The 18,380-nt window shown below is 58.1% G+C and carries 22 protein-coding genes; 3 read left to right on the top strand and 19 right to left on the bottom strand.

Annotation, left to right across the window (positions count from 1 at the left end):
• Positions 1-3: 3 nt before the first annotated feature.
• From BLV67_RS03165 to BLV67_RS03090, 18 genes are all read right to left on the bottom strand, one after another.
• Entirely contained in the window at positions 4-216 is a 213-nt protein-coding gene (locus tag BLV67_RS03165) for a tail protein X (protein ID WP_065928923.1), read from the bottom strand.
• Positions 209-592: a phage tail protein gene (locus BLV67_RS03160; RefSeq protein WP_069786212.1), complete on the bottom strand. Its 384-nt coding sequence runs from the start codon at positions 590-592 to the stop codon at positions 209-211. Before BLV67_RS03160 ends, BLV67_RS03165 begins: the two co-directional genes overlap by 8 nt.
• A complete protein-coding gene (locus BLV67_RS03155) occupies positions 592-2,070 on the bottom strand; it encodes a tail tape measure protein (RefSeq protein ID WP_069786211.1) in 1,479 nt (492 codons plus the stop codon). Before BLV67_RS03155 ends, BLV67_RS03160 begins: the two co-directional genes overlap by 1 nt.
• A gap of 127 nt (positions 2,071-2,197) precedes the next feature.
• Positions 2,198-2,770: a phage tail assembly protein gene (locus tag BLV67_RS03150; RefSeq protein WP_069786210.1), complete on the bottom strand. Its 573-nt coding sequence runs from the start codon at positions 2,768-2,770 to the stop codon at positions 2,198-2,200.
• 168 nt (positions 2,771-2,938) lie between these two features.
• Positions 2,939-3,445: a phage major tail tube protein gene (locus tag BLV67_RS03145; protein ID WP_058421630.1), complete on the bottom strand. Its 507-nt coding sequence runs from the start codon at positions 3,443-3,445 to the stop codon at positions 2,939-2,941.
• The gene (locus BLV67_RS03140) at positions 3,445-4,611 is read right to left on the bottom strand and encodes a phage tail sheath protein (protein WP_058421629.1); all 1,167 of its coding nucleotides are present in this window, start codon (positions 4,609-4,611) and stop codon (positions 3,445-3,447) included. The genes BLV67_RS03145 and BLV67_RS03140 overlap by 1 nt, the downstream gene beginning before the upstream one ends.
• A 2-nt stretch (positions 4,612-4,613) precedes the next feature.
• Positions 4,614-4,787 (bottom strand): hypothetical protein, encoded by a 174-nt coding sequence (locus tag BLV67_RS32875; protein ID WP_163005422.1) that lies wholly within the window; start codon positions 4,785-4,787, stop codon positions 4,614-4,616.
• Between the two features lie 84 nt (positions 4,788-4,871).
• A complete protein-coding gene (locus BLV67_RS03135) occupies positions 4,872-5,195 on the bottom strand; it encodes a tail fiber assembly protein (RefSeq protein WP_244160690.1) in 324 nt (107 codons plus the stop codon).
• Positions 5,196-5,206: 11 nt separating this feature from the next.
• A complete protein-coding gene (locus tag BLV67_RS03130; protein ID WP_069786209.1) occupies positions 5,207-6,049 on the bottom strand; it encodes a hypothetical protein in 843 nt (280 codons plus the stop codon).
• 23 nt (positions 6,050-6,072) lie between these two features.
• Complete coding sequence (locus BLV67_RS03125) at positions 6,073-6,603, bottom strand: phage tail protein (RefSeq protein ID WP_069786208.1); 531 nt, start codon at positions 6,601-6,603, stop codon at positions 6,073-6,075.
• Complete coding sequence (locus BLV67_RS03120) at positions 6,600-7,238, bottom strand: phage tail protein I (protein WP_069786207.1); 639 nt, start codon at positions 7,236-7,238, stop codon at positions 6,600-6,602. The genes BLV67_RS03125 and BLV67_RS03120 overlap by 4 nt, the downstream gene beginning before the upstream one ends.
• Complete coding sequence (locus BLV67_RS03115; RefSeq protein ID WP_069786206.1) at positions 7,235-8,230, bottom strand: baseplate J/gp47 family protein; 996 nt, start codon at positions 8,228-8,230, stop codon at positions 7,235-7,237. The genes BLV67_RS03120 and BLV67_RS03115 overlap by 4 nt, the downstream gene beginning before the upstream one ends.
• Positions 8,227-8,559: a phage baseplate protein gene (locus BLV67_RS03110; protein WP_069786205.1), complete on the bottom strand. Its 333-nt coding sequence runs from the start codon at positions 8,557-8,559 to the stop codon at positions 8,227-8,229. Before BLV67_RS03110 ends, BLV67_RS03115 begins: the two co-directional genes overlap by 4 nt.
• A gap of 9 nt (positions 8,560-8,568) precedes the next feature.
• Complete coding sequence (locus BLV67_RS03105) at positions 8,569-9,180, bottom strand: phage baseplate assembly protein V (RefSeq protein WP_065928917.1); 612 nt, start codon at positions 9,178-9,180, stop codon at positions 8,569-8,571.
• 3 nt (positions 9,181-9,183) lie between these two features.
• On the bottom strand, positions 9,184-9,699 hold the full coding sequence (locus BLV67_RS03100) for a hypothetical protein (RefSeq protein ID WP_069786204.1): 516 nt from the start codon (positions 9,697-9,699) through the stop codon (positions 9,184-9,186).
• Between the two features lie 23 nt (positions 9,700-9,722).
• Positions 9,723-10,061, bottom strand: coding sequence for a phage holin family protein (locus tag BLV67_RS03095; RefSeq protein WP_053254660.1), 339 nt, complete (start codon positions 10,059-10,061; stop codon positions 9,723-9,725).
• A 285-nt stretch (positions 10,062-10,346) separates the two neighbouring features.
• A complete protein-coding gene (locus BLV67_RS32870; RefSeq protein WP_167365863.1) occupies positions 10,347-10,505 on the bottom strand; it encodes a hypothetical protein in 159 nt (52 codons plus the stop codon).
• Between the two features lie 149 nt (positions 10,506-10,654).
• Entirely contained in the window at positions 10,655-11,389 is a 735-nt protein-coding gene (locus BLV67_RS03090; protein ID WP_074854398.1) for a LexA family transcriptional regulator, read from the bottom strand.
• Between the two features lie 1,738 nt (positions 11,390-13,127).
• Between BLV67_RS03090 and BLV67_RS03080 the strand changes: the two genes are divergently transcribed.
• The 3 genes from BLV67_RS03080 to fdxA all read left to right on the top strand — a co-directional run bounded on the left by BLV67_RS03080 (position 13,128) and on the right by fdxA (position 16,741).
• A complete protein-coding gene (locus BLV67_RS03080; RefSeq protein ID WP_068931428.1) occupies positions 13,128-13,409 on the top strand; it encodes a DUF3077 domain-containing protein in 282 nt (93 codons plus the stop codon).
• A 274-nt stretch (positions 13,410-13,683) separates the two neighbouring features.
• A complete protein-coding gene (mutS, locus tag BLV67_RS03075; protein ID WP_069786202.1) occupies positions 13,684-16,275 on the top strand; it encodes a DNA mismatch repair protein MutS in 2,592 nt (863 codons plus the stop codon).
• A gap of 142 nt (positions 16,276-16,417) precedes the next feature.
• On the top strand, positions 16,418-16,741 hold the full coding sequence (gene fdxA / locus BLV67_RS03070) for a ferredoxin FdxA (protein ID WP_065928912.1): 324 nt from the start codon (positions 16,418-16,420) through the stop codon (positions 16,739-16,741).
• A gap of 494 nt (positions 16,742-17,235) precedes the next feature.
• On the opposite strand, the gene apbC is transcribed toward fdxA, so the two are convergent.
• Complete coding sequence (gene apbC / locus BLV67_RS03065; protein WP_069786201.1) at positions 17,236-18,330, bottom strand: iron-sulfur cluster carrier protein ApbC; 1,095 nt, start codon at positions 18,328-18,330, stop codon at positions 17,236-17,238.
• Positions 18,331-18,380: the final 50 nt, after the last annotated feature.

Genomic DNA, 18,380 nt, shown 5'->3' with positions numbered 1-18,380 from the left:
TCCTTAATCCCACGCCAGAACAGGCCGCACAGCAGCCGGCCGCGCTTGCATTTCCGGCACGATGACCCACACGCCAGCCGGCAGCACCGGACCGTATTCGGCCAGTAAGGGGTTCAGACGCCAAAGGGTTTCTTCCGCCGCGTCATCGCAACGGCCCAATTCGCGGTAGAGCAACAGGTTGACCGAATCACCGGCAATACTTCGCACTCTACGCATTGACGAATTCCTCTAGTTCCAGGGTCCAGGTCATGAGCATGGCGGTGCCGTCGTCGATCACATTGCTCTGGGTTTCCACGATTGAATTGATCCGCCACAGACCCCAGTTGCGGCCAATGCCATCGACCAAAGGCAAAGGTGCCCGTGCGTTTTGCAGCGCGCGCAGTTCGTCCAATCGCTGCATGCCGATGGCGTACATCGCCGTGCCGCTGAACGTGAGTTTTTCCAGCTTTTGCCCGCTCTGCCGTGACAGGGGTTTGCTGGCAATAATCGCCAGGTCAGCCCAGCCACCGTCGGTACTGCGCAGCAACGAGGAATAGGCAAAGCCTCGGGACAAGCCAAAAATAAAGTCGCCCAGGACCATTTGTTGTCGCATCAATCACCTCCTGAAGGGTCAGCCAGTGCCACGTTGCGCCGAATGCCCAGAGCGTCGGTGACCATTGGCATGCACTGAAACTGCAGGGCCTGGATCACCTGATTGACGACTTGCTGGGCATCGGCCGGGTTGACGCCGGTGATCTGGATGCTCGGGGCAAGGGTGACTTGCACGTTGTCCGTGCGCGCAGCATTGAGCTCTTTGCTCACCGCACCAGGCGCGGGCAGGCGATCATTTGTGCTGAACAATTTCTCGCCAAGCCAGGTGCCCGCCTCACTGCCGAGCAGGCCGCCAATTGCGCCACCGACGGCGGTGCCGACACCGGGGAAAATCAGCGTGCCGATGGCGGCACCGGCGGAGGCGCCGGCCCAGGCGCCACCGGCCGCGGTGAGGCCTGCACCGACAGCTTTGGCGTCACCGTTACGTACGCCCTGCACCACGTCCATAGCGGTGTCGACGTACCTCAGTGGCCCGAGGCGGCGGGCGGCGGACGACTCCAGCTTTGCCAACGCTCCCGACAACCCGGCCGTCAGGCCTTTGGACGTGCCACGCGCCACGGTCCGGTTTGCCGCAGGCGCCGCATAGGCAGTAAACGAACTCACCGGAGACCGGGTAGAGGCTTGCGCCGCTCGCTTGCTGTCGAACGCAAGCAGTGGTTGACCCATGACATTGACCGGGAGCGAGACCTTGGCAACAGGGGCGGAACCTTGCGATTTGATATCGGCCGACGTTCTGACCAGACTGGTTTTAACCTCGCGCGAACTGGATTGTCGGGTCTTCTTGCGCGCGCCGCGCGGCTTGCTTGCAGTGCCCTTGGGCCGCGCTTTGTCTTTCTTTCTGGTGGTCTCGCCGACGCTTTCAGGCATCTGCGCGGCGGCTGTTTCAAATGGGCCACGAATATCCGCTGGCAGCGCTCCCGTGCAGCAGCACTCCTTGCCTTTGCCCGCATCCTTGTCTTTGCCTTTGTCTTCTTTAAGCCACTTGGCGGCGGTCGGGAAACGGTCGGCCACCGCATCCAGCGCGCGGCCGGAAATCCTGTCCTTGGCCTTGTCCCACAAACCGCTGAGCACTTCCTTACCGACGAACTTGGCGGCATCCGCGCCTAGGTCAAGGCCTTGGTCGGTCCAGGAGCGGGGAACAGGCTCAGGCTTCACCGGCTCGCCCGTGGCGGTTGCGGTGCTGGCATGGGTGGACTGGGTTGCCAGCGAACTTCCGGTAATAAACAGTGTGCTGGTGAGCGTCTCCAACGCCTCGCGCAAACGGACCTGCTCTTGTGTCAGCGTGTTGATGTCCACACTGACGGTAACCAACGCCGAGGTCAGCTCAGGCTGCGGCGCAGGCTGGGGCACCGAATCCAGGCTGACAGGCGCGGCAAGGTCTGCACTAAAAGGTGCCAGCACACTGCCGAGGTCCGCATCGCCAAGCAGCCACAGCTTGTCTTCCTGGGCGAGCCGCGTTCCAAATTGACTCTGTTGCATCCCGCTTACTCCTGTTTAACGCCAAGGCGAGTGATCGCAATGTCGTAGCGGCGCAATGCTTTGCCGGCGTCCCAGTCGAGGATCTCCGCCTCATTGACCGAGTAAATCAGCGGCACCACATCGAGGATTACTTCGATGTCGCGCTGCGAAAGAAGTCCGCCGGTTGATTTAAAAAATCGTCGATGCGCTCCTGCAGTTGCGTCCAGTCGGGCACGGTCAGGCCGGCGAGATCGGGGATCATCAAACCGGTGCAATGCGCGGTAATGAACTCGGCGCGCTCTTTGTGGGTGGCGAGTTTTTTCATCACTTTGGTGGCGCGCAGGGCCGGCATTTCCAGAGACAGTTCGGTCAGGCTGCGACCGGCCGCGTCGAGGGCCAGCAACAGCTGGACAGGCTGGTCGTGGGATGCTTCGTCAGGCTGATCCAGGAAGAACGACGCCGGGCGTGTCGACATGTCATGTACGTACTGAGCGATGCTCACGTAGTCCGGGCGCTTGAGCTGATCGAGTTCTTTTTCCGACAGGCCGGTGGCGAGTTTCGCCAGTTCAAAAAACTGGTCGTCCTCGTCATCACCGGCCCGGGCCAGCGCGGCTTTTTGCGCGGCGTAGAACAGCGGTTTGAGTTGAATCTGCCGGATCGTCGCGCCAGTGTCGGCGGTGATCGGAGACAGCAGAATGTGCAGCGGTGGCATCCAGGCCATGGGGCAATTCCTTGGTGAGAAAGTATCTGCAAGACAACACCGGTCCATGTGGGAGCGGGCTTGCTCGCGAATGCGGTCTATCAGTCACACATATATTGACTGACACTCCGTATTCGCGAGCAAGCCCGCTCCCACACTGACAGTGTCCACTTCAGGTGCAGTGAAGGCTTACGGCATCAGCACCGCACGGCGCGCATCGCCGAGAATATCGACGCCGTTGAGTACGAACTTCTGGGTGCGCACGTCGATGTCGATCACCGGAATGCCATTTTCCAGGCGGTTGTAGGTGCGGCAGGACAGCTCCAGGGTGGTGGTGACCTTGTCGCCCATCTTCAGCTTCGCCTCGGCCAGGGATTTCAATTTGCCGCCGACGGTGTGGTAGGTGAAGTAGGTTTTGCCGTCCTGGTCTTGTCCGGCTTCACGCACGTTGAGCAGGATGTCGTCACCCAGGCGCACGCCCAGGGCCAACATGATTTCCGGGCCGGCACCTTGCAGCACCAACGTGGCGCCGAGCACCTTGCCGCTCTTGGCCATTTCTTCGGCGATGAAGCGCCCGCCTGACATGGGCTCCATGTCGAACTCGATCTTTGGCGGGGTGAACTCCTCGACCGTCGCGGACAACGGCAGGCCTTGAAGGGTGGCGGCAATGGCCTGTCTTACACGGTTGGTAAACATTAGAGAACGTCCTCCAGGAACTGCTCGATGATTTCATCGCGGGCATTGAGTTGATAAATCATGTGTTCGTTCGGCGCGTAGCGGCCGTAGTCGATGACGATGAACCAGGTGCCGTTCTTGTACTTCTCGACACTGTTCAATTCCGGATGCAGGTACACGCTGCCGCCGGGAATGGTTTCATCGGCGACCAGGGTTTGCAGCCAGTCGTTGATGCGCTTGACCTCCTGGTCCATGAACGACTTGGTGAGGTTCTTGGCCATGGCTTTCTGGCCGGCCTTGACCAGCTTGCGGCTGATGGCATCTTCCAGGCCGACGTAGCTGATGAACTTGCCGGTGATGGAGCGGTTACCCAGCAGCGAAAAACCGCCGAGGATAGTGCGCGCGTAGTAGCTCACGCCGTAACGGTTGAGCAGGTCGCCTTCGGTGGAGGTGTCGAGGATGTTGTACTCGACCACGCGGGAAACGTCCTCGGCGAAGGTCACCTGGTTACCAGGGCTTTCCCATTGCTTGACCTTGGCCAACGCGGCGATGGCCAACGAGGATGGCGCCAGGAACACGTTTTTCTTCGCCGCCTTGGAATACACCGACGGCAGGTTGTGCACCAGCAGGCAACGGTCGAAGCCGAGGTCGGCACCGCCCAGTTCGCCGCTGTAGGTCACCTGGTCAGCGACCGAGACGTCCTTGCCGTCCAGCACCACACGGGCCTTGATGCGCTTGCCGAAAGCCGCGAACTCACCGGCCACGGCCTTGGTGCCGGTGAAGCCTGGCGCGCCGATGATGGTCAGGTCTTCCGGGACGCTGCTCAAAGCCGCCAGGCCCAGCTTGCGGCCGGTGGTTGGCTCGTTGCCACCGATCACATTGTTGATCGTGTCAGCCGGGGTTGCGCCCTCCTCCACGATCACCACATACACCGGCACTTTCACCACTTTGAGGATCTGGTACACCGCCTGAAACAGCGTGCCCGATTCGGCGCCGGTAGGGTCCAGCAGCGCCTGAGTAGTGAAGCTGTTGATGCGAAACGGCGCGTTTTTCGGAATCGACGCGTGGGCATTCGGCGCGGTGCCGACCAGGCCGATAACGTTGTCGCCCAGGCCACCCATGGCCTCGGGGGATTCGGTGGCATTCACAGTGATGCCGTTGTGCTCGAAGTTCAAAACCTCAGCCATGATCAGTCAGCCTTCTTGGGGGTGGAGTTGAGGACGCTGGTCAATTCCAGACGGCCGGCGGTGCGCAGGGCGGATGCTTCGACGTCAAGCAGTTCGAGTTCTTCGCCGGCGGTGGACCAATGGCCACCTCCGGTGGGGAATGGGATGAGGACGGTGTAGGTTTGGCGGTTGGCCATGGGTAAGTTTCTCCAGACGCAAAAATGCCTTCTGAATTGGAAAATTCAGTGGGCGAAAAAAAACCGCTTTCGCGGTCGTGTCAGTCACTGGATTGGCGCTATAGGCCAATCGATTGAGGATGGGAAACCTGCCTGCTTGTCGAGGCGGTTCAGTTCGACTCGATACAGCCTCCAAGCTTGCAGCCGTGCCAACTCGTCATCGGTTGCCTTCCCCAACTCTTGTGCATCCAACAGCGGTGCGATGCGTATCGCCGCGACTTGCAGTAGCTCGTCTCGACGTTGCAGCGTTTCACTGCTAACCAGCAGTGCCATAACCTCAGCCGCATCGTCAGACGACAAACCGATATGCTGAAGACTCTCTGCGTCTGGATTGACGTAGATCGAGCCCTTGTAAGTAACTGTTCTCACTTAAAAACTCCTTATGCCGAAATAGTTGTATAAACCTGCCTTGCGGTGTAGGAACCTGGCGCCAAAGTAAGCAGATTATCCAGCGTTGCCCCAGCGCCGAAACCAACAATAGACACGCTACTGATATCAACCATTTTAGGCACACCGACATTCACGATTGTGCTCTGTGCCCCACCTTTACTGATTGTCGTCTGCGCAAGGCTAAGTTGAATAAACCCGTAATACGTGCTGAACAGCGGCACGTCTTGAACAACGACTTCACACTTATGAAAGAAGAGTTTAAAACTCACACTTTCGCCAAAACCACCGTCGCGAGTAAACAAACCTCCGTAATCGGGGCCGTATTGCGTCACTCCATTAGCAAGCCCAGTTTCGATTCGGCAGTCCGTAAACTTGATAGACATCTCGGTGAAGGCAGAGAACCCACCACACACATAAGTATTGGAATCAGAAAAGCGCACCAATGCCCCGCGCACAATTGGCTTAGAGGCTTCCGTACCGTAGGGCACAAATAGAATCGACATATTATCAACGTTGGTGCCGCCCAGGCCCCGACCGACTTCATAAACCTTACCGCGTCGCAAAAAAATAGTCGCGGAGCCGCACAACATAACTCTGCTCACCGCCGCCGCAATAGTTTTAAGCGGCTTATCGGGAGTCAAACCACTATTAGTGTCCACACCGCTGGAAGAGTCGACATATAACGCCTTGTTAACCTCTGCTCGAACAGCAGCTGGAACCTGTTCAGTTGCCGCAGCGACGCGTTGATCTATCAATGAAATCTTTTTGTTGACCGTATCCGTCAACGCATTGCATGCCGACACCAAGCCGGAGATTACCGTTTCCAAACTCATCGTTTAAACTCCCTGTAAAATATCTATTTGGTTTCCATACTCATGACGCGAAACAAAATCCCCACATGCCTCGCCATGTTGTCAACGCTGGCTGCCGCCAGTTGAGCGAATTCTTCGGTCAATAAGACATTGAGGTTTTCACTGCCCACTACCACCGTCACACTGTCTGTTGGCAACGGCGAAATATCCAGCGTGAACTTTTGCAGCACCCGTGCCGCCGACGCTTTATAGGTCAGCAACTTCCCCGCCACGGAATACACCGCCAGCAAGGTCCCACTGGCGAGGTAAAAACCGAACTCGCCAATCTCATACTCGGCCTCGCCGTCAAACAGCGCGGCCATCCTGAGTTGCCGGCCGCCCAGGTCCTCGTAGTCCACAATGGCTACCCGCTGTCGTTCATCACGCAAGGCCACTTGCGCGCCGTCCGGGTTATAGCGGCCAGTACCGGCGCCGATGTGGGTGATCTCGCCTTTCAAGCCCTGGTTCTTTGCCTGCAGCACTTCATCCAAACCCTTGGAGGTGAAGCGCACCAGGCGCGTAATGTCATCTGTCATGGCTGCGCCCTGAGGTCGTAGTCGTTAATGGTGTAGTGCTGGGCAACCCCAGCGCTGTTAAGCCGGGCAACCAGCGCAACGTCCGGCAGCGCTCCGTCCAGGTACAACTCGCCGTCACTTAACGGCGCATGGAGGACTTGAGTGAGCGCAAGCCGCCCCTGGGTTTCGTGCACGATGGTGATGGTCGCCTGGTCCCGTTCGCTTTTGGCCGCGTTGATACGGCGAATCAAACGATTGTGATCACCGCTGGACCAACTGCGCCCGATGATCGCCTGCACGTCGAAGGTGTAGGGCATCTCCCTTGGTCGCTGCTGATACCAGGCGCTGATGTTGGGGGTGAACCCCAACGATTCCACTGCATAACTCAACGCCTTGGGCGTACCTGCCTGACGCTGGATCTGCCAGGACAAGGCCACGGTCAGGCGCTTTTCGGTTTCGCTGGCGTCGGCGTCCCATTCACTGACGCCGCGGTCGGCGGCCAGGTAAGGCAGGAATTCGCCCGGGGTTTGCAGTGGGTTCATCAACGCCGGAAACGGTGGCGTGACCCGATCTAGCAATTGCCCAAATCCCAGGTCCAGCGCCTTTTCCAGCGGTGAGCTGTTGGCTGGCAACAAACTCGCTTTGTGCTCACTCATAGCGTGCGCACCTCCACCTCGACACCTGTGCAATACGGGGCCTGGAAGGCGTTGCTGATAATGGGTTCGAGCGGCTCAACGATCTGTAACTGCGCGGCACCGGCGCTGTGAATCGCGTAGTCGATCCAACTGGGGTCTACCCGCCCTTCGAGGCGATGACAGGACTCTGCGTAATCTTGCAGCAGTTTCTGCGCCGCTACCTGAGTGAGCCCCGAGTCCGGACCGGCATTGATCTTCGCGACCACACGGATTTTGTAACGCAGGATTTGCGCACCTTGCACGCTGACCAGATCTGTCTCCGGCCTTACATCCGGCCGTGCGAAATGGCGGCGAACCCCGTCAAGCAAATCCGCAGAGGGCGTGCCGTCGCCTTCGCGAGAAAGCACCGTGACCATCACTTCGCCGGGCGCTGTTCGACGCGCGTTGCCGTCCTTGACCTGCGCGGCATAACCGTCGGGATCAAAGGTGTAGCTGACCGTCACCACACCGGGCGTCGCGCTTTGCACCTTCACCGACGGCCGTTCACCCAGGGTAAAAACCTCTCGGCGATACTGCATGCGCGAGCCCGCTGCCGGGGCATGCGGCGCCAGGTAATAACGCAAGCGAGCGTCGTCGTCACTCTCCAACGTCGGCGGCACCGGCGGAAACGCCGCCGGGTCGCCTGGATCGAGCACTTGGCGTTCCAGGCCCATGTCCGCCAGGCGTGCATCCAGGTTGCTGCCGGTGGCCCACCACGCCAGCATCTGCTTGATACGGGCATTGTATTTGCGTTCGTGGGTTTGCAGCCTTACACAGAAGGCTTCCAGGGCCAGGGTCAGCAACTCGCTTTCGTTGTCGAGGCTGACCTTGAGTTTGGCCGCGCTTTGCGGTGCTCGGGTGGCGACGTAATCGACCACAAACGCCTTGAATTCGGCCAGCAGCGGCTCGAACTCATCCACCGCAATGATGGCCGGTTCCGCCAGTTGGTTCTGGCCGGGGATCAGCATGCTCATGTCACGACCTCGAAGGTTTGTTGGCGGTTTTTCCAGGTGCCGGCGAAGCGCAACAGCAGGCCGGCGCCCTGGCGGGTGGCGACGATGACCTGGGGTTGAAAATCGCCGATGCCGTTGTGGCTGTTGTAGAACGCCTGCGCGGCGTGGCTTTGGGCGAGGATCAGCAGGTCGTCGCCGAGGTTCTGGCCAAGCAGTTGCGGGATCAGCGAGCCGTACAGCGGGCGTTTCTGCCGAGTGCCCATGGGGGTGGTCAGCGCTCGGGTGGCGCGCTGCACGAATTGCAGCCAGTCATCGACGGCTGCACCGGTGTTTCGATCGATGCCGAGCATGGGATGTCCTTATCGTGGGCTGATGACGCGCCCTTGGTGGTCCACCAGCGGGCCGCTGAAGTGCGCGCCGCCAGCGTCCAGTACCAGGCGAGTGCCGCCGATTTGCAGGGTGATGTTCTGGGCGCTCATGACCAGGCTGGCGGCGCCGACCTTGACGTCTACCTGTTCGCGCGAACCGCTGAACGTGGTGGGGCCGTTGACCCAATTGAACATGTGGCTGGCGTCGTCATAGTCGCTTTGGGTACCGTCCTGATGGCGCCGCCGGGTCAATGTGGCAACGCTGGAGACCGGCGGAAATTGACTACTGTTGAGGCCGAATAAGGCTACGGACTGCCCGCCGCCTTCTCCGCCGCCGTAGTTGAGCAACAGGCATTGTTCGCCCACGGACGGGATGCGCGTTTCGGTTTGCGAACCCGCGCTGGGGTTGAAAAAACGGATGGCCGGCGTGACTAAATCACCGTGGCTGACCTTGCAGGTATTGCTCGCGGCATCGACCGACTGACACGTGCCAATCCGACAAAAACTCTCGGCGCGTCGATACAGGTCTTCAAGTTGGGTTTCCATCTCCGCCAGGCGTTCGACAATCGGCCCCAGTTGCATGCGTAACAGCGCGTCGAACATGGGCTACTCCGCCAGTGGTTTGTATTGGTCGGGATCGTCGATGTTCGACACTTCCCAGGTGCGGGCAAACAGCGGCTGGCCGGTAGGATCTGTGAGTAACACCGGCCCGATGTAGAGGGTTTGGGTGAAGGAAACAGTCCAGGTGTCGTAGTCCGTTTCTGCTGTAGCTGCAGCAACCGGAGCGGCGACGATATTTATCGGCAAATCACACTGGGCCAAGGGCAGGCCCCAACGGTTATCCAGCACTTGGTCCATTAGCTGGCTGGCCAGGTCGCAGGCATCAAACGGCAGTGCACCCGGCGCCACCATGGCCCTGAGAGAAACGGTCAGGGCGTGCGCCTTGCGCCCTTCGCGAGAACGAATGCCCGGGCCATTGCCTTCGACCGTGATCAACACGCCGGTTTTATCCAAGGCGCCCTGAAAATCCTGGTGATTGCCGACCTTCAAGTCGGGGAAGGCCGCGTGCAGCGCCGCGCCGATGGCGAGGGGCAGTTGGGAGGGTTTTTCGATAAGGATCATAGTAAGTAGCGTCCTTGCAACGGTTACTGCGGGTCTTGGCCGGAGCCTTGGTTGACCCCGATGCGCTTGGCCGCCCAGCGTTCATAAAGGCCGATGGCGACGTCGGCACCGGCCATTGCGGTGAGGCAACCAATCGCGCCAGCGGTCCAGATCGACATGCCGGCGGCGTAGCACAGCATCAAGGCTGAAACCCCACAGACCATGCACGCCCCGGAGCGCAAAGCCAGGCGGCGAATCAGCGACCAGCCACGCGCGCCCTCCTTGTCGGCGCGCCACATTTCGCCGGACACCCCGCCGATCACTGCCAATACGATGACCAGCCAGATAGGCATTTCCGCTAACGCTTGTTGTTCATTTGTCATGTCACGCCTCCTGGCTGAGCACTCAATAGTCCATTTTTCATTTACACATGCTTCGATAGGTCGGCATTCCAAAAAGCCCGGTTGCCCGGGCTTTTCAGTAATGATGTCCTCGAACGTTCGGCGCTACTGGCGCGGTACGGTTCTTTCCTCAATGTTTTTCCGACCACGATCCCTGTCTGCCGGATAACTGCTTCTGGTGCTTTACGCTGCACACCCGGGTCAGTTGCCAACCCTCTGAACCGTTAAGGCCGGTTCATCGCTGCCTGTTTTTTTAAAGCGGTGTAACTAAAGAGCGTCGGCATCCTTGCCGGTGTTGCCTGGCATCCCTGCCATCGCTTCGATGGCGTCCTTGCCGATGTTGCGTGCCGTCCTTGTCACTTTCCTTGGCGGCATCCTTGCCGCCTCCACCACCTTGTTGGCTGGCTTGAGATGGAGAATATGCATATATGCATATACAGTCAATGCACAAATGCATTTATTTTTACCCAAGGAATGCATCAGTGCATTTTGAGCCAGATAGGCCAGGGGTCTGCCGGTTTTTTAAGGCCGAAAAAAAGCCCGCACAGGGGCGGGCTTTGTCTTACGCAAGGAGGTTAACGGGCGTACATGCCCCACCAGAACACATGGCCGAGGATACTGATTTGCTCATCCTGAATGTCCTGGAAGCTGTAGTCCTCGTCCGGGTGTTCATCGCGATTGAAACTGCGCAGGCGAATCCCGGAAGGCAGGCGATAGAGCTGTTTTACCCGCAATTGGCCGTTGTGATTGATGGCATACAAATCGCCATCGACGATGTCACCAATGCCGCTCTTGCCCGCATTCACCCCGACCGTCGCACCATCGCGCAGCACCGGCAACATACTGTTGCCGCGCACCGTCACGCATTTGGCCTGGTCAAACTGCACACCGTTATGGCGAAGGCTGCGCTTGCCGAACCGCAGGCTGGCCTTCTCGCTTTCCTCGATGACGAATCTTCCTGATCCAGCAGCCAATTCAACCTCGCGCAGAAAGGGGATCGACACCTCGTCATCATTAACGGGCGTGTCGTCGTCCCACAGGCTTATGTCCTTGAGTTCCGAATGCATCGGGTCGCGCCCGTCCTCGCGCAAAGCCCCCACCGCCACGCGCCCGCGCAGGTGGTCGGTGCTGACGCGGAAATACTCGGCGATGCGAGAGATGTGCTTGTCCGACGGGTCAACGATCTTGCCGCTGAGGATCCGGGAGAGTGTGGATTGAGGCACGCCGGTACGCCGGTGAAGCTCCGTGGGGGAGATCCGGTCGCGGTCGAGTAGCTCTCTTAAGACGGTTGAAACGTTGCGTTTTTGCATAACGGGGATGATGACGGGGGATTTTGGGGTTGGCAAATGCTAATTTGCATTTTTTATGCATTAAAAGCACATTTCTACACGCCTACTATTCGCGTGCCCTAAAATTCGCCGTGCAAAAGGGGAAAAACGCAAAAGACAGGCAAAAAAAAGGCTGCCATTTGGGCAGCCTTTTTCACTAAGAGTGTTGCGGTGCGTCCTGGATCCTCTTCAACGGATTGATAGCTATATCAATATATTGTCAATGACGATGTATTCCAAGCGCTTACGAGACGAATTCTAACTGATGAAGGGCTTACGTCAAGGACATTTTTCCTTGAAGCAAATTCCTGGTAGCCGCCAAGGGTGCAATGGATGCTTTAATTTAGGTTCACATCCCACCCGAAATATTTTGTAGAAAACTAAAGAAAGATTGCACACCGTATACCATTTCCGCAAAAATACAACACGTCGAATTGACATGGATATTCTTACTTGCGCCCTCTAGAAGTTAAATCTACGTTAGCAATGCTGTCAGCCCCTAGGCTCAGTAATTATGCGACTTACTTCAACACTAGCGATGAACATGACTTATATGCCTGCTACCAATGGAACAACGAAGTATCACGTTCCTTCCTACCCATCATCCACCTGATAGAAGTATCTCTTCGAAACGCTTACCACCGCGAACTAAGCCTTTACTTCTCCAAGCTACAGACTGGCAGGGCCACCTCAACGTTCGATTGGTATATACATGCGAAGCTGGATATTAAATCACGCGAAGCTGTAGATAAAATACTCGTTAAAACTACGAGACCGGACGACGTAATTTCAAGGTTGACGTTTGGCTTCTGGCATAACATAACAGAAACCAAAGATATCCCTTGGGCTCAGCTATTGCCAAAGGTATTCCCAGATATAAATCGCTCTTGGAGCACACGCCCCAAGAGAGATTGGCTCTACGTGCGCGTAAAAATGGTGAACGACTTCAGGAATAGAGTCTCACACTGGGAGCCCATCTGGAAACTCGGCGATCTTTTTGAAGAAAGACGTCACCGGTCCGGTGACGCGCCGCTGACTTTGATTAGCCCTTCCACAAAAAACCCCAGCGAGAGCGTTGTGAGGCTCCATACGCTTCACCAGCGGATGTCCGCACTCTTAGACGGGCTATGTAAAAAAACAGGAAAGACCTACAGAGATTCCTACTCACACGAACACTTACGCTGGGTGTGCAGCACCGCCGGAATTTCTTCTTTTAGATCTAGCGAAGAACACACAACCATAGAGGAGGCGGACACTGAAAAATCCATTTTGAGGATTATGAACGAGCGAAAGATTACGACAGTTAAGAATGGAAAAAAATCAGTTGCCCGAATATTCCCGCTCTGACAAACCGCCGCCTTAAAATCAAAGCCAGCCAACGAGCTTTCGAGAAGGTTGTACGTAGCAATTTGAAATCTGAACGGCGCCTACCACATTGAATCAGTCCACTTTTTCGCAGCACAGTTTGTGATCCAATTTAGCGGGGCAACATGATGTTACGTACTTATTCTCTAGGCCTCTCCTGTGTGCACTCGCCGCTTAAAGAGCAAGACATTCACTTCCCGAGTTGCACACAGCTCGGCCAACACGCTACGCTCCCTCGTCGCTGCCAATTCAGCGACCGGGCCTGATAACCCGTCTAGATGCAGGCGCCAAAAGCGCCACGCATTCGTTCAACAACGAACGTGGTAGCTCTCAACCGACTATGGGAGTTTTACCGATGACCGCTACAAATCCGTCTGCATTAACCACCCTCGGCGTCACCCCCTTCTCCTTCCATTCCGACCAACCGCTATTCCGCGTCAACAGCGGTGTCTCCCTGCCTGAAGCCCTGCACCACGCCTCCGACCTCCTCCACGTCGCCAAGCAACTCGCCGAAGATGCGGCGATGACCAAGGAGACGGACCGTTATGCCTGGGCGTCGCATTACTTGCAGGAGATGGTCAAGGCGGTGGTTGATGATGTGGTGAAGGTGTTGGATTCGCCCGGCAACCTTCAATAAGGGGCGAATGAAAAACCGGCGCGGCGTCTGATTCTGATCAGTTAAGAGGTAGCACAAGCACCGCTAACCTGTGGCGAGGGTGCTCGCCGCAGGTTCGGTGTTCATTCTTGAGAGTGTTGGCCATTGGGCGCTGCGCCTTTTTTGGGTTTTACCTGGCTGTTTGTGACCTGCGAACCCTCGACCTCGCGTGTTAACCTTGCCGCCATCGCAAAATTAGCAGGGCCAAGTGCCCCATCTTTGCCCCACTCCTTTTAATGAATTTGCTAACTATCTGATGAGTAAAAACACCTCCGATCTGTCTTCCCACACCCCGATGATGCAGCAGTACTGGCGCCTGAAAAACCAGCACCCTGATCAGTTGATGTTCTATCGCATGGGCGACTTCTACGAGATCTTCTACGAAGACGCGAAGAAGGCCGCCAAGCTGCTGGACATCACCCTGACCGCGCGCGGGCAGTCGGCGGGGCAGTCGATTCCGATGTGTGGGATTCCTTACCATTCGTTGGAAGGCTACTTGGTCAAGCTGGTGAAGCTGGGCGAGTCGGTGGTGATCTGTGAGCAGATCGGCGACCCGGCCACCAGCAAAGGGCCGGTGGAACGTCAGGTGGTGCGCATTATTACGCCGGGCACGGTGAGTGATGAGGCGTTGCTGGATGAGCGTCGTGACAACCTGATCGCGGCGGTGTTGGGCGATGAGCGTTTGTTCGGCCTGTCGGTGCTGGATATCACCAGCGGCAATTTCAGCGTGCTGGAGATCAAGGGTTGGGAGAACCTGCTGGCGGAGCTGGAGCGCATCAATCCGGTGGAGTTGTTGATTCCGGATGATTGGCCCAAGGATCTACCGGCGGAAAAACGCCGTGGGACCAAGCGTCGTGCGCCGTGGGATTTTGAGCGCGACACGGCGCTGAAAAGTCTGTGCCAGCAGTTCTCGGTGCAGGACCTTAAAGGCTTCGGCTGCGAAACCCTGACCCTGGCCATCGGCGCCGCCGGTTGCTTGCTCAGCTATGCCAAGGAAACCCAGCGCACCGCCCTGCCGCATTTGCGCAGCCTGCGCCATGAACGCCTGGATGACACTGTGGTGCTCGATGGCGCCAGCCGTCGCAACCTGGAGCTGGACACCAACCTGGCCGGTGGCCGTGACAACACGCTGCAGTCGGTGGTCGACCGTTGCCAGACCGCCATGGGCAGCCGCTTGTTGACCCGCTGGTTGAACCGTCCGCTGCGCGACCTGACCGTGCTGCAAGCGCGTCAGACGTCGATTACTTGCCTGCTGGATCGCTATCGTTTTGAGAACCTGCAGCCGCAGCTCAAGGAAATCGGCGATATCGAGCGCATCCTGGCGCGGATCGGCCTGCGCAATGCGCGGCCACGTGACCTGGCGCGCCTGCGCGATGCCTTGAGCGCGCTGCCGCAGCTGCAAATGGCGATGACCGAGCTGGACACGCCGCACCTGCAACAACTCGCCGTCACGGCCGGCACTTACCCGGACCTCGCGGCGCTGCTGGAAAAAGCCATTATCGACAACCCGCCGGCGATCATTCGTGACGGCGGCGTGCTTAAAACCGGTTACGACACTGAGCTGGACGAGCTGCAATCCCTGAGCGAAAACGCCGGGCAGTTCCTGATTGACCTGGAAGCCCGCGAAAAAGCCCGCACCGGCCTTGCCAACTTGAAGGTCGGCTACAACCGCGTGCACGGCTACTTTATTGAGTTGCCGAGCAAACAGGCCGAGTCGGCGCCGATTGATTATCAGCGCCGCCAAACCCTTAAAGGCGCCGAGCGTTTCATTACGCCGGAGCTCAAAGAGTTCGAAGACAAGGCACTGTCGGCCAAAAGCCGTGCCCTGGCGCGGGAAAAAATGCTGTATGAGGCCTTGCTTGAGGACTTGATCAGCCGCCTGGCGCCGCTGCAAGACACCGCCGCCGCCCTGGCGGAACTGGATGTGCTGAGCAACCTGGCCGAGCGGGCGCTGAACCTTGACCTGAACTGCCCGCGTTTTGTCAGTGAGCCGTGCATGCGCATCGTGCAGGGGCGCCACCCGGTGGTGGAGCAGGTGTTGACCACGCCGTTCGTGGCCAACGACCTGTCGCTGGATGACGACACGCGCATGCTGGTGATCACCGGTCCCAACATGGGTGGTAAATCCACCTACATGCGTCAGACTGCATTGATCGTGTTGCTGGCGCACATCGGCAGCTTTGTGCCGGCAGCCAGTTGCGAGTTGTCACTGGTGGACCGCATCTTCACCCGGATCGGTTCCAGTGATGACCTGGCTGGCGGCCGTTCGACCTTTATGGTGGAGATGAGCGAAACCGCCAACATCCTGCACAACGCCACCGAACGCAGTTTGGTGCTGATGGACGAAGTGGGACGCGGCACCAGTACCTTCGATGGCCTGTCGCTGGCGTGGGCGGCGGCCGAGCGTTTGGCGCATTTGCGCGCCTATACGCTGTTCGCCACGCACTATTTCGAGCTGACGGTATTGCCCGAAAGCGAGCCGCTGGTGGCCAACGTGCACCTCAATGCCACTGAGCACAACGAGCGCATCGTGTTCCTGCACCACGTGCTGCCGGGGCCGGCGAGCCAGAGTTACGGCTTGGCCGTCGCGCAGTTGGCGGGGGTGCCCGCGCAAGTCATCACCCGCGCCCGTGAACACTTGAGCCGTCTGGAAGAAACCGCCCTGCCCCACGAGATTCCCGTGGCGAGCCAGGCCAAAGCCAGCAGCAAACCCAGCGCGCCGCACCAGAGTGATATGTTCGCCAGCCTGCCCCATCCGGTGCTGGATGAGTTGGCAAAGCTTGACTTGGACGGCTTGACGCCGCGTAAAGCGCTCGAAATGTTATATGCACTGCAAGTTCGGATATAACGCACAGGCTTGCAAGCTGGTAGACTCTCGCGCGGTTTGGGATGCTGCGGGTTATTAGCCTGGCCTGCAGACTATCGCTCCCGAACCTCGCGAGCCCTGCCACACAGGGTTTCGCTGCCGCCGCCTGAGGAGAAAATTAGAAATGACCTTCGTCGTTACCGACAACTGCATCAAGTGCAAGTACACCGACTGCGTCGAAGTGTGTCCGGTGGACTGCTTCTACGAAGGCCCGAACTTCCTGGTTATCCACCCGGATGAGTGCATTGACTGCGCCCTGTGTGAACCAGAGTGCCCGGCCAATGCGATCTTCTCCGAAGATGAAATCCCGGCGGGTATGGAAAACTTTATCGAATTGAACCAGGAGTTGGCTGACATTTGGCCAAACATCACAGAGCGTAAAGATGCGCTGCCAGACGCTAAAGAGTGGGATGGCAAGCCAGGCAAGATCGCCGATCTGGAACGCTGATCAACTTGCTGCATCGAAAAGGCCCCTTGCGGGCCTTTTTGCGTTTGCGGGTGATCGGTTTCACTTTTCTGCAGGCAAAAAAAAGGGGCGGTATGACCCGCCCACATTTTTTCCCTAGTCCCTGTATTCCTTTTCATCATCCTGATGAATCGCTTCCTGCGACGTTCCTTCAACCATCGTTCCTTGATGGCTGTGCCAATCCGTGGACACAGGGCTGATCTTAGAGAGTTCCGAGGGAAGTTCAACGGGATCCAACTGATCGGCTGACAGACTTGAACGCTCATTCAAGTATAAATATTTGTTATTTTTCAAAAGGATAGAAAAGTCTTTCGCCGTTTCGAGATGGACATGCCTGGTAAAAAAACCAAACACTTACGAGAAAGTAAGCAAATGCTTACACGCGCAATTGCGTAAACGCATGATTCGCAACCGTTGACTGATCGGCAGGCATAAAAAAGCCCCGACAATGCCGAGGCCGTTTTCCTTCAGCAGGCTCAGTCGTCGCTGACGGTGATGGTCGGCATTGCCGGTGCCGCGGCTTCCTGCAGGACGATCCGCGCGCCCACATGACGGGCCAGTTCCTGATACACCATAGCAATTGGCCCATCAGGCTCGGCGGCCACGGTGGGCTTGCCGCCGTCGGCCTGCTCACGAATTTCCATCGCCAGCGGCAACGATGCCAGCAACTCAACCCCGTATTGGGTCGCCAACTTCTCGCCGCCGCCCTCGCCGAACAAATGCTCGGCGTGGCCGCAGTTGGAGCAGATGTGTACCGCCATGTTTTCAACAACGCCCAGCACCGGGATGTTGACCTTGCGGAACATCTCCACACCTTTTCTGGCATCCAGCAGCGCCAGGTCCTGAGGCGTGGTCACGATCACCGAACCGGCCACCGGCACCTTTTGCGCCAGGGTCAGCTGGATATCGCCGGTGCCTGGCGGCATGTCGATCACCAGGTAATCGAGGTCGCCCCAGGCGGTCTGGGTAACCAGTTGCAGCAAGGCGCCGGAAACCATCGGCCCGCGCCAGACCATCGGCGTGTTGTCGTCGGTGAGGAACGCCATGGACATGACTTCCACGCCCAGCGACTCAATTGGCACAAACCACTTCTGGTCCTTGACCTTGGGCCGCGTGCCTTCGGCGATGCCGAACATCACGCCCTGGCTTGGGCCGTAGATATCAGCGTCGAGGATGCCCACGCGTGCACCTTCTCGGGCCAGCGCCAGCGCCAGATTGGCGGCGGTGGTGGATTTACCCACGCCGCCCTTGCCGGAGGCCACCGCGATAACATTCTTGACGTTGGCCAGGCCCGGGATCTGCGCCTGGGCCTTGTGCGCGGCGATCACGCACTGGATGTCGACCTTGGCCGAACGCACGCCGTCCAGGCCTTCGATGGCCATTTTCAACATCTGCGCCCAGCCACTCTTGAACAAACCGGCGGCATAGCCCAGTTCCAACTGGACCGACACCTGGTCGCCCTGGACTTCAATGGCACGTACACAGCCGGCGCTGACCGGGTCCTGGTTCAAATAGGGGTCGGTGTACTGGCGAAGAACGGCTTCCACCGCTGCGCGATTGACGGCGCTCATGGGCTACTCCCGAAAAAAGACTGACTGAAACAGGCGGCTATCCTAACCGT

Source organism: Pseudomonas salomonii (genome assembly GCF_900107155.1).
GTDB lineage: Bacteria > Pseudomonadota > Gammaproteobacteria > Pseudomonadales > Pseudomonadaceae > Aquipseudomonas > Aquipseudomonas salomonii.
Note: the sequence above shows the minus strand (reverse complement) of the source record. Positions and strands in the feature narration are given on the sequence as shown.

What these genes read in the sequence shown, in the direction of transcription:
- BLV67_RS03165 (WP_065928923.1), bottom strand. Translation starts at nt 216, where the DNA reads ATGCGTAGAGTGCGAAGTATTGCCGGTGATTCGGTCAACCTGTTGCTC.
- BLV67_RS03160 (WP_069786212.1), bottom strand. Translation starts at nt 592, where the DNA reads ATGCGACAACAAATGGTCCTGGGCGACTTTATTTTTGGCTTGTCCCGA.
- BLV67_RS03155 (WP_069786211.1), bottom strand. Translation starts at nt 2,070, where the DNA reads ATGCAACAGAGTCAATTTGGAACGCGGCTCGCCCAGGAAGACAAGCTG.
- BLV67_RS03150 (WP_069786210.1), bottom strand. Translation starts at nt 2,770, where the DNA reads ATGGCCTGGATGCCACCGCTGCACATTCTGCTGTCTCCGATCACCGCC.
- BLV67_RS03145 (WP_058421630.1), bottom strand. Translation starts at nt 3,445, where the DNA reads ATGTTTACCAACCGTGTAAGACAGGCCATTGCCGCCACCCTTCAAGGC.
- BLV67_RS03140 (WP_058421629.1), bottom strand. Translation starts at nt 4,611, where the DNA reads ATGGCTGAGGTTTTGAACTTCGAGCACAACGGCATCACTGTGAATGCC.
- BLV67_RS32875 (WP_163005422.1), bottom strand. Translation starts at nt 4,787, where the DNA reads ATGGCCAACCGCCAAACCTACACCGTCCTCATCCCATTCCCCACCGGA.
- BLV67_RS03130 (WP_069786209.1), bottom strand. Translation starts at nt 6,049, where the DNA reads ATGAGTTTGGAAACGGTAATCTCCGGCTTGGTGTCGGCATGCAATGCG.
- BLV67_RS03125 (WP_069786208.1), bottom strand. Translation starts at nt 6,603, where the DNA reads ATGACAGATGACATTACGCGCCTGGTGCGCTTCACCTCCAAGGGTTTG.
- BLV67_RS03120 (WP_069786207.1), bottom strand. Translation starts at nt 7,238, where the DNA reads ATGAGTGAGCACAAAGCGAGTTTGTTGCCAGCCAACAGCTCACCGCTG.
- BLV67_RS03115 (WP_069786206.1), bottom strand. Translation starts at nt 8,230, where the DNA reads ATGAGCATGCTGATCCCCGGCCAGAACCAACTGGCGGAACCGGCCATC.
- BLV67_RS03110 (WP_069786205.1), bottom strand. Translation starts at nt 8,559, where the DNA reads ATGCTCGGCATCGATCGAAACACCGGTGCAGCCGTCGATGACTGGCTG.
- BLV67_RS03105 (WP_065928917.1), bottom strand. Translation starts at nt 9,180, where the DNA reads ATGTTCGACGCGCTGTTACGCATGCAACTGGGGCCGATTGTCGAACGC.
- BLV67_RS03100 (WP_069786204.1), bottom strand. Translation starts at nt 9,699, where the DNA reads ATGATCCTTATCGAAAAACCCTCCCAACTGCCCCTCGCCATCGGCGCG.
- BLV67_RS03095 (WP_053254660.1), bottom strand. Translation starts at nt 10,061, where the DNA reads ATGACAAATGAACAACAAGCGTTAGCGGAAATGCCTATCTGGCTGGTC.
- BLV67_RS32870 (WP_167365863.1), bottom strand. Translation starts at nt 10,505, where the DNA reads ATGCATATTCTCCATCTCAAGCCAGCCAACAAGGTGGTGGAGGCGGCA.
- BLV67_RS03090 (WP_074854398.1), bottom strand. Translation starts at nt 11,389, where the DNA reads ATGCAAAAACGCAACGTTTCAACCGTCTTAAGAGAGCTACTCGACCGC.
- BLV67_RS03080 (WP_068931428.1), top strand. Translation starts at nt 13,128, where the DNA reads ATGACCGCTACAAATCCGTCTGCATTAACCACCCTCGGCGTCACCCCC.
- mutS (WP_069786202.1), top strand. Translation starts at nt 13,684, where the DNA reads ATGAGTAAAAACACCTCCGATCTGTCTTCCCACACCCCGATGATGCAG.
- fdxA (WP_065928912.1), top strand. Translation starts at nt 16,418, where the DNA reads ATGACCTTCGTCGTTACCGACAACTGCATCAAGTGCAAGTACACCGAC.
- apbC (WP_069786201.1), bottom strand. Translation starts at nt 18,330, where the DNA reads ATGAGCGCCGTCAATCGCGCAGCGGTGGAAGCCGTTCTTCGCCAGTAC.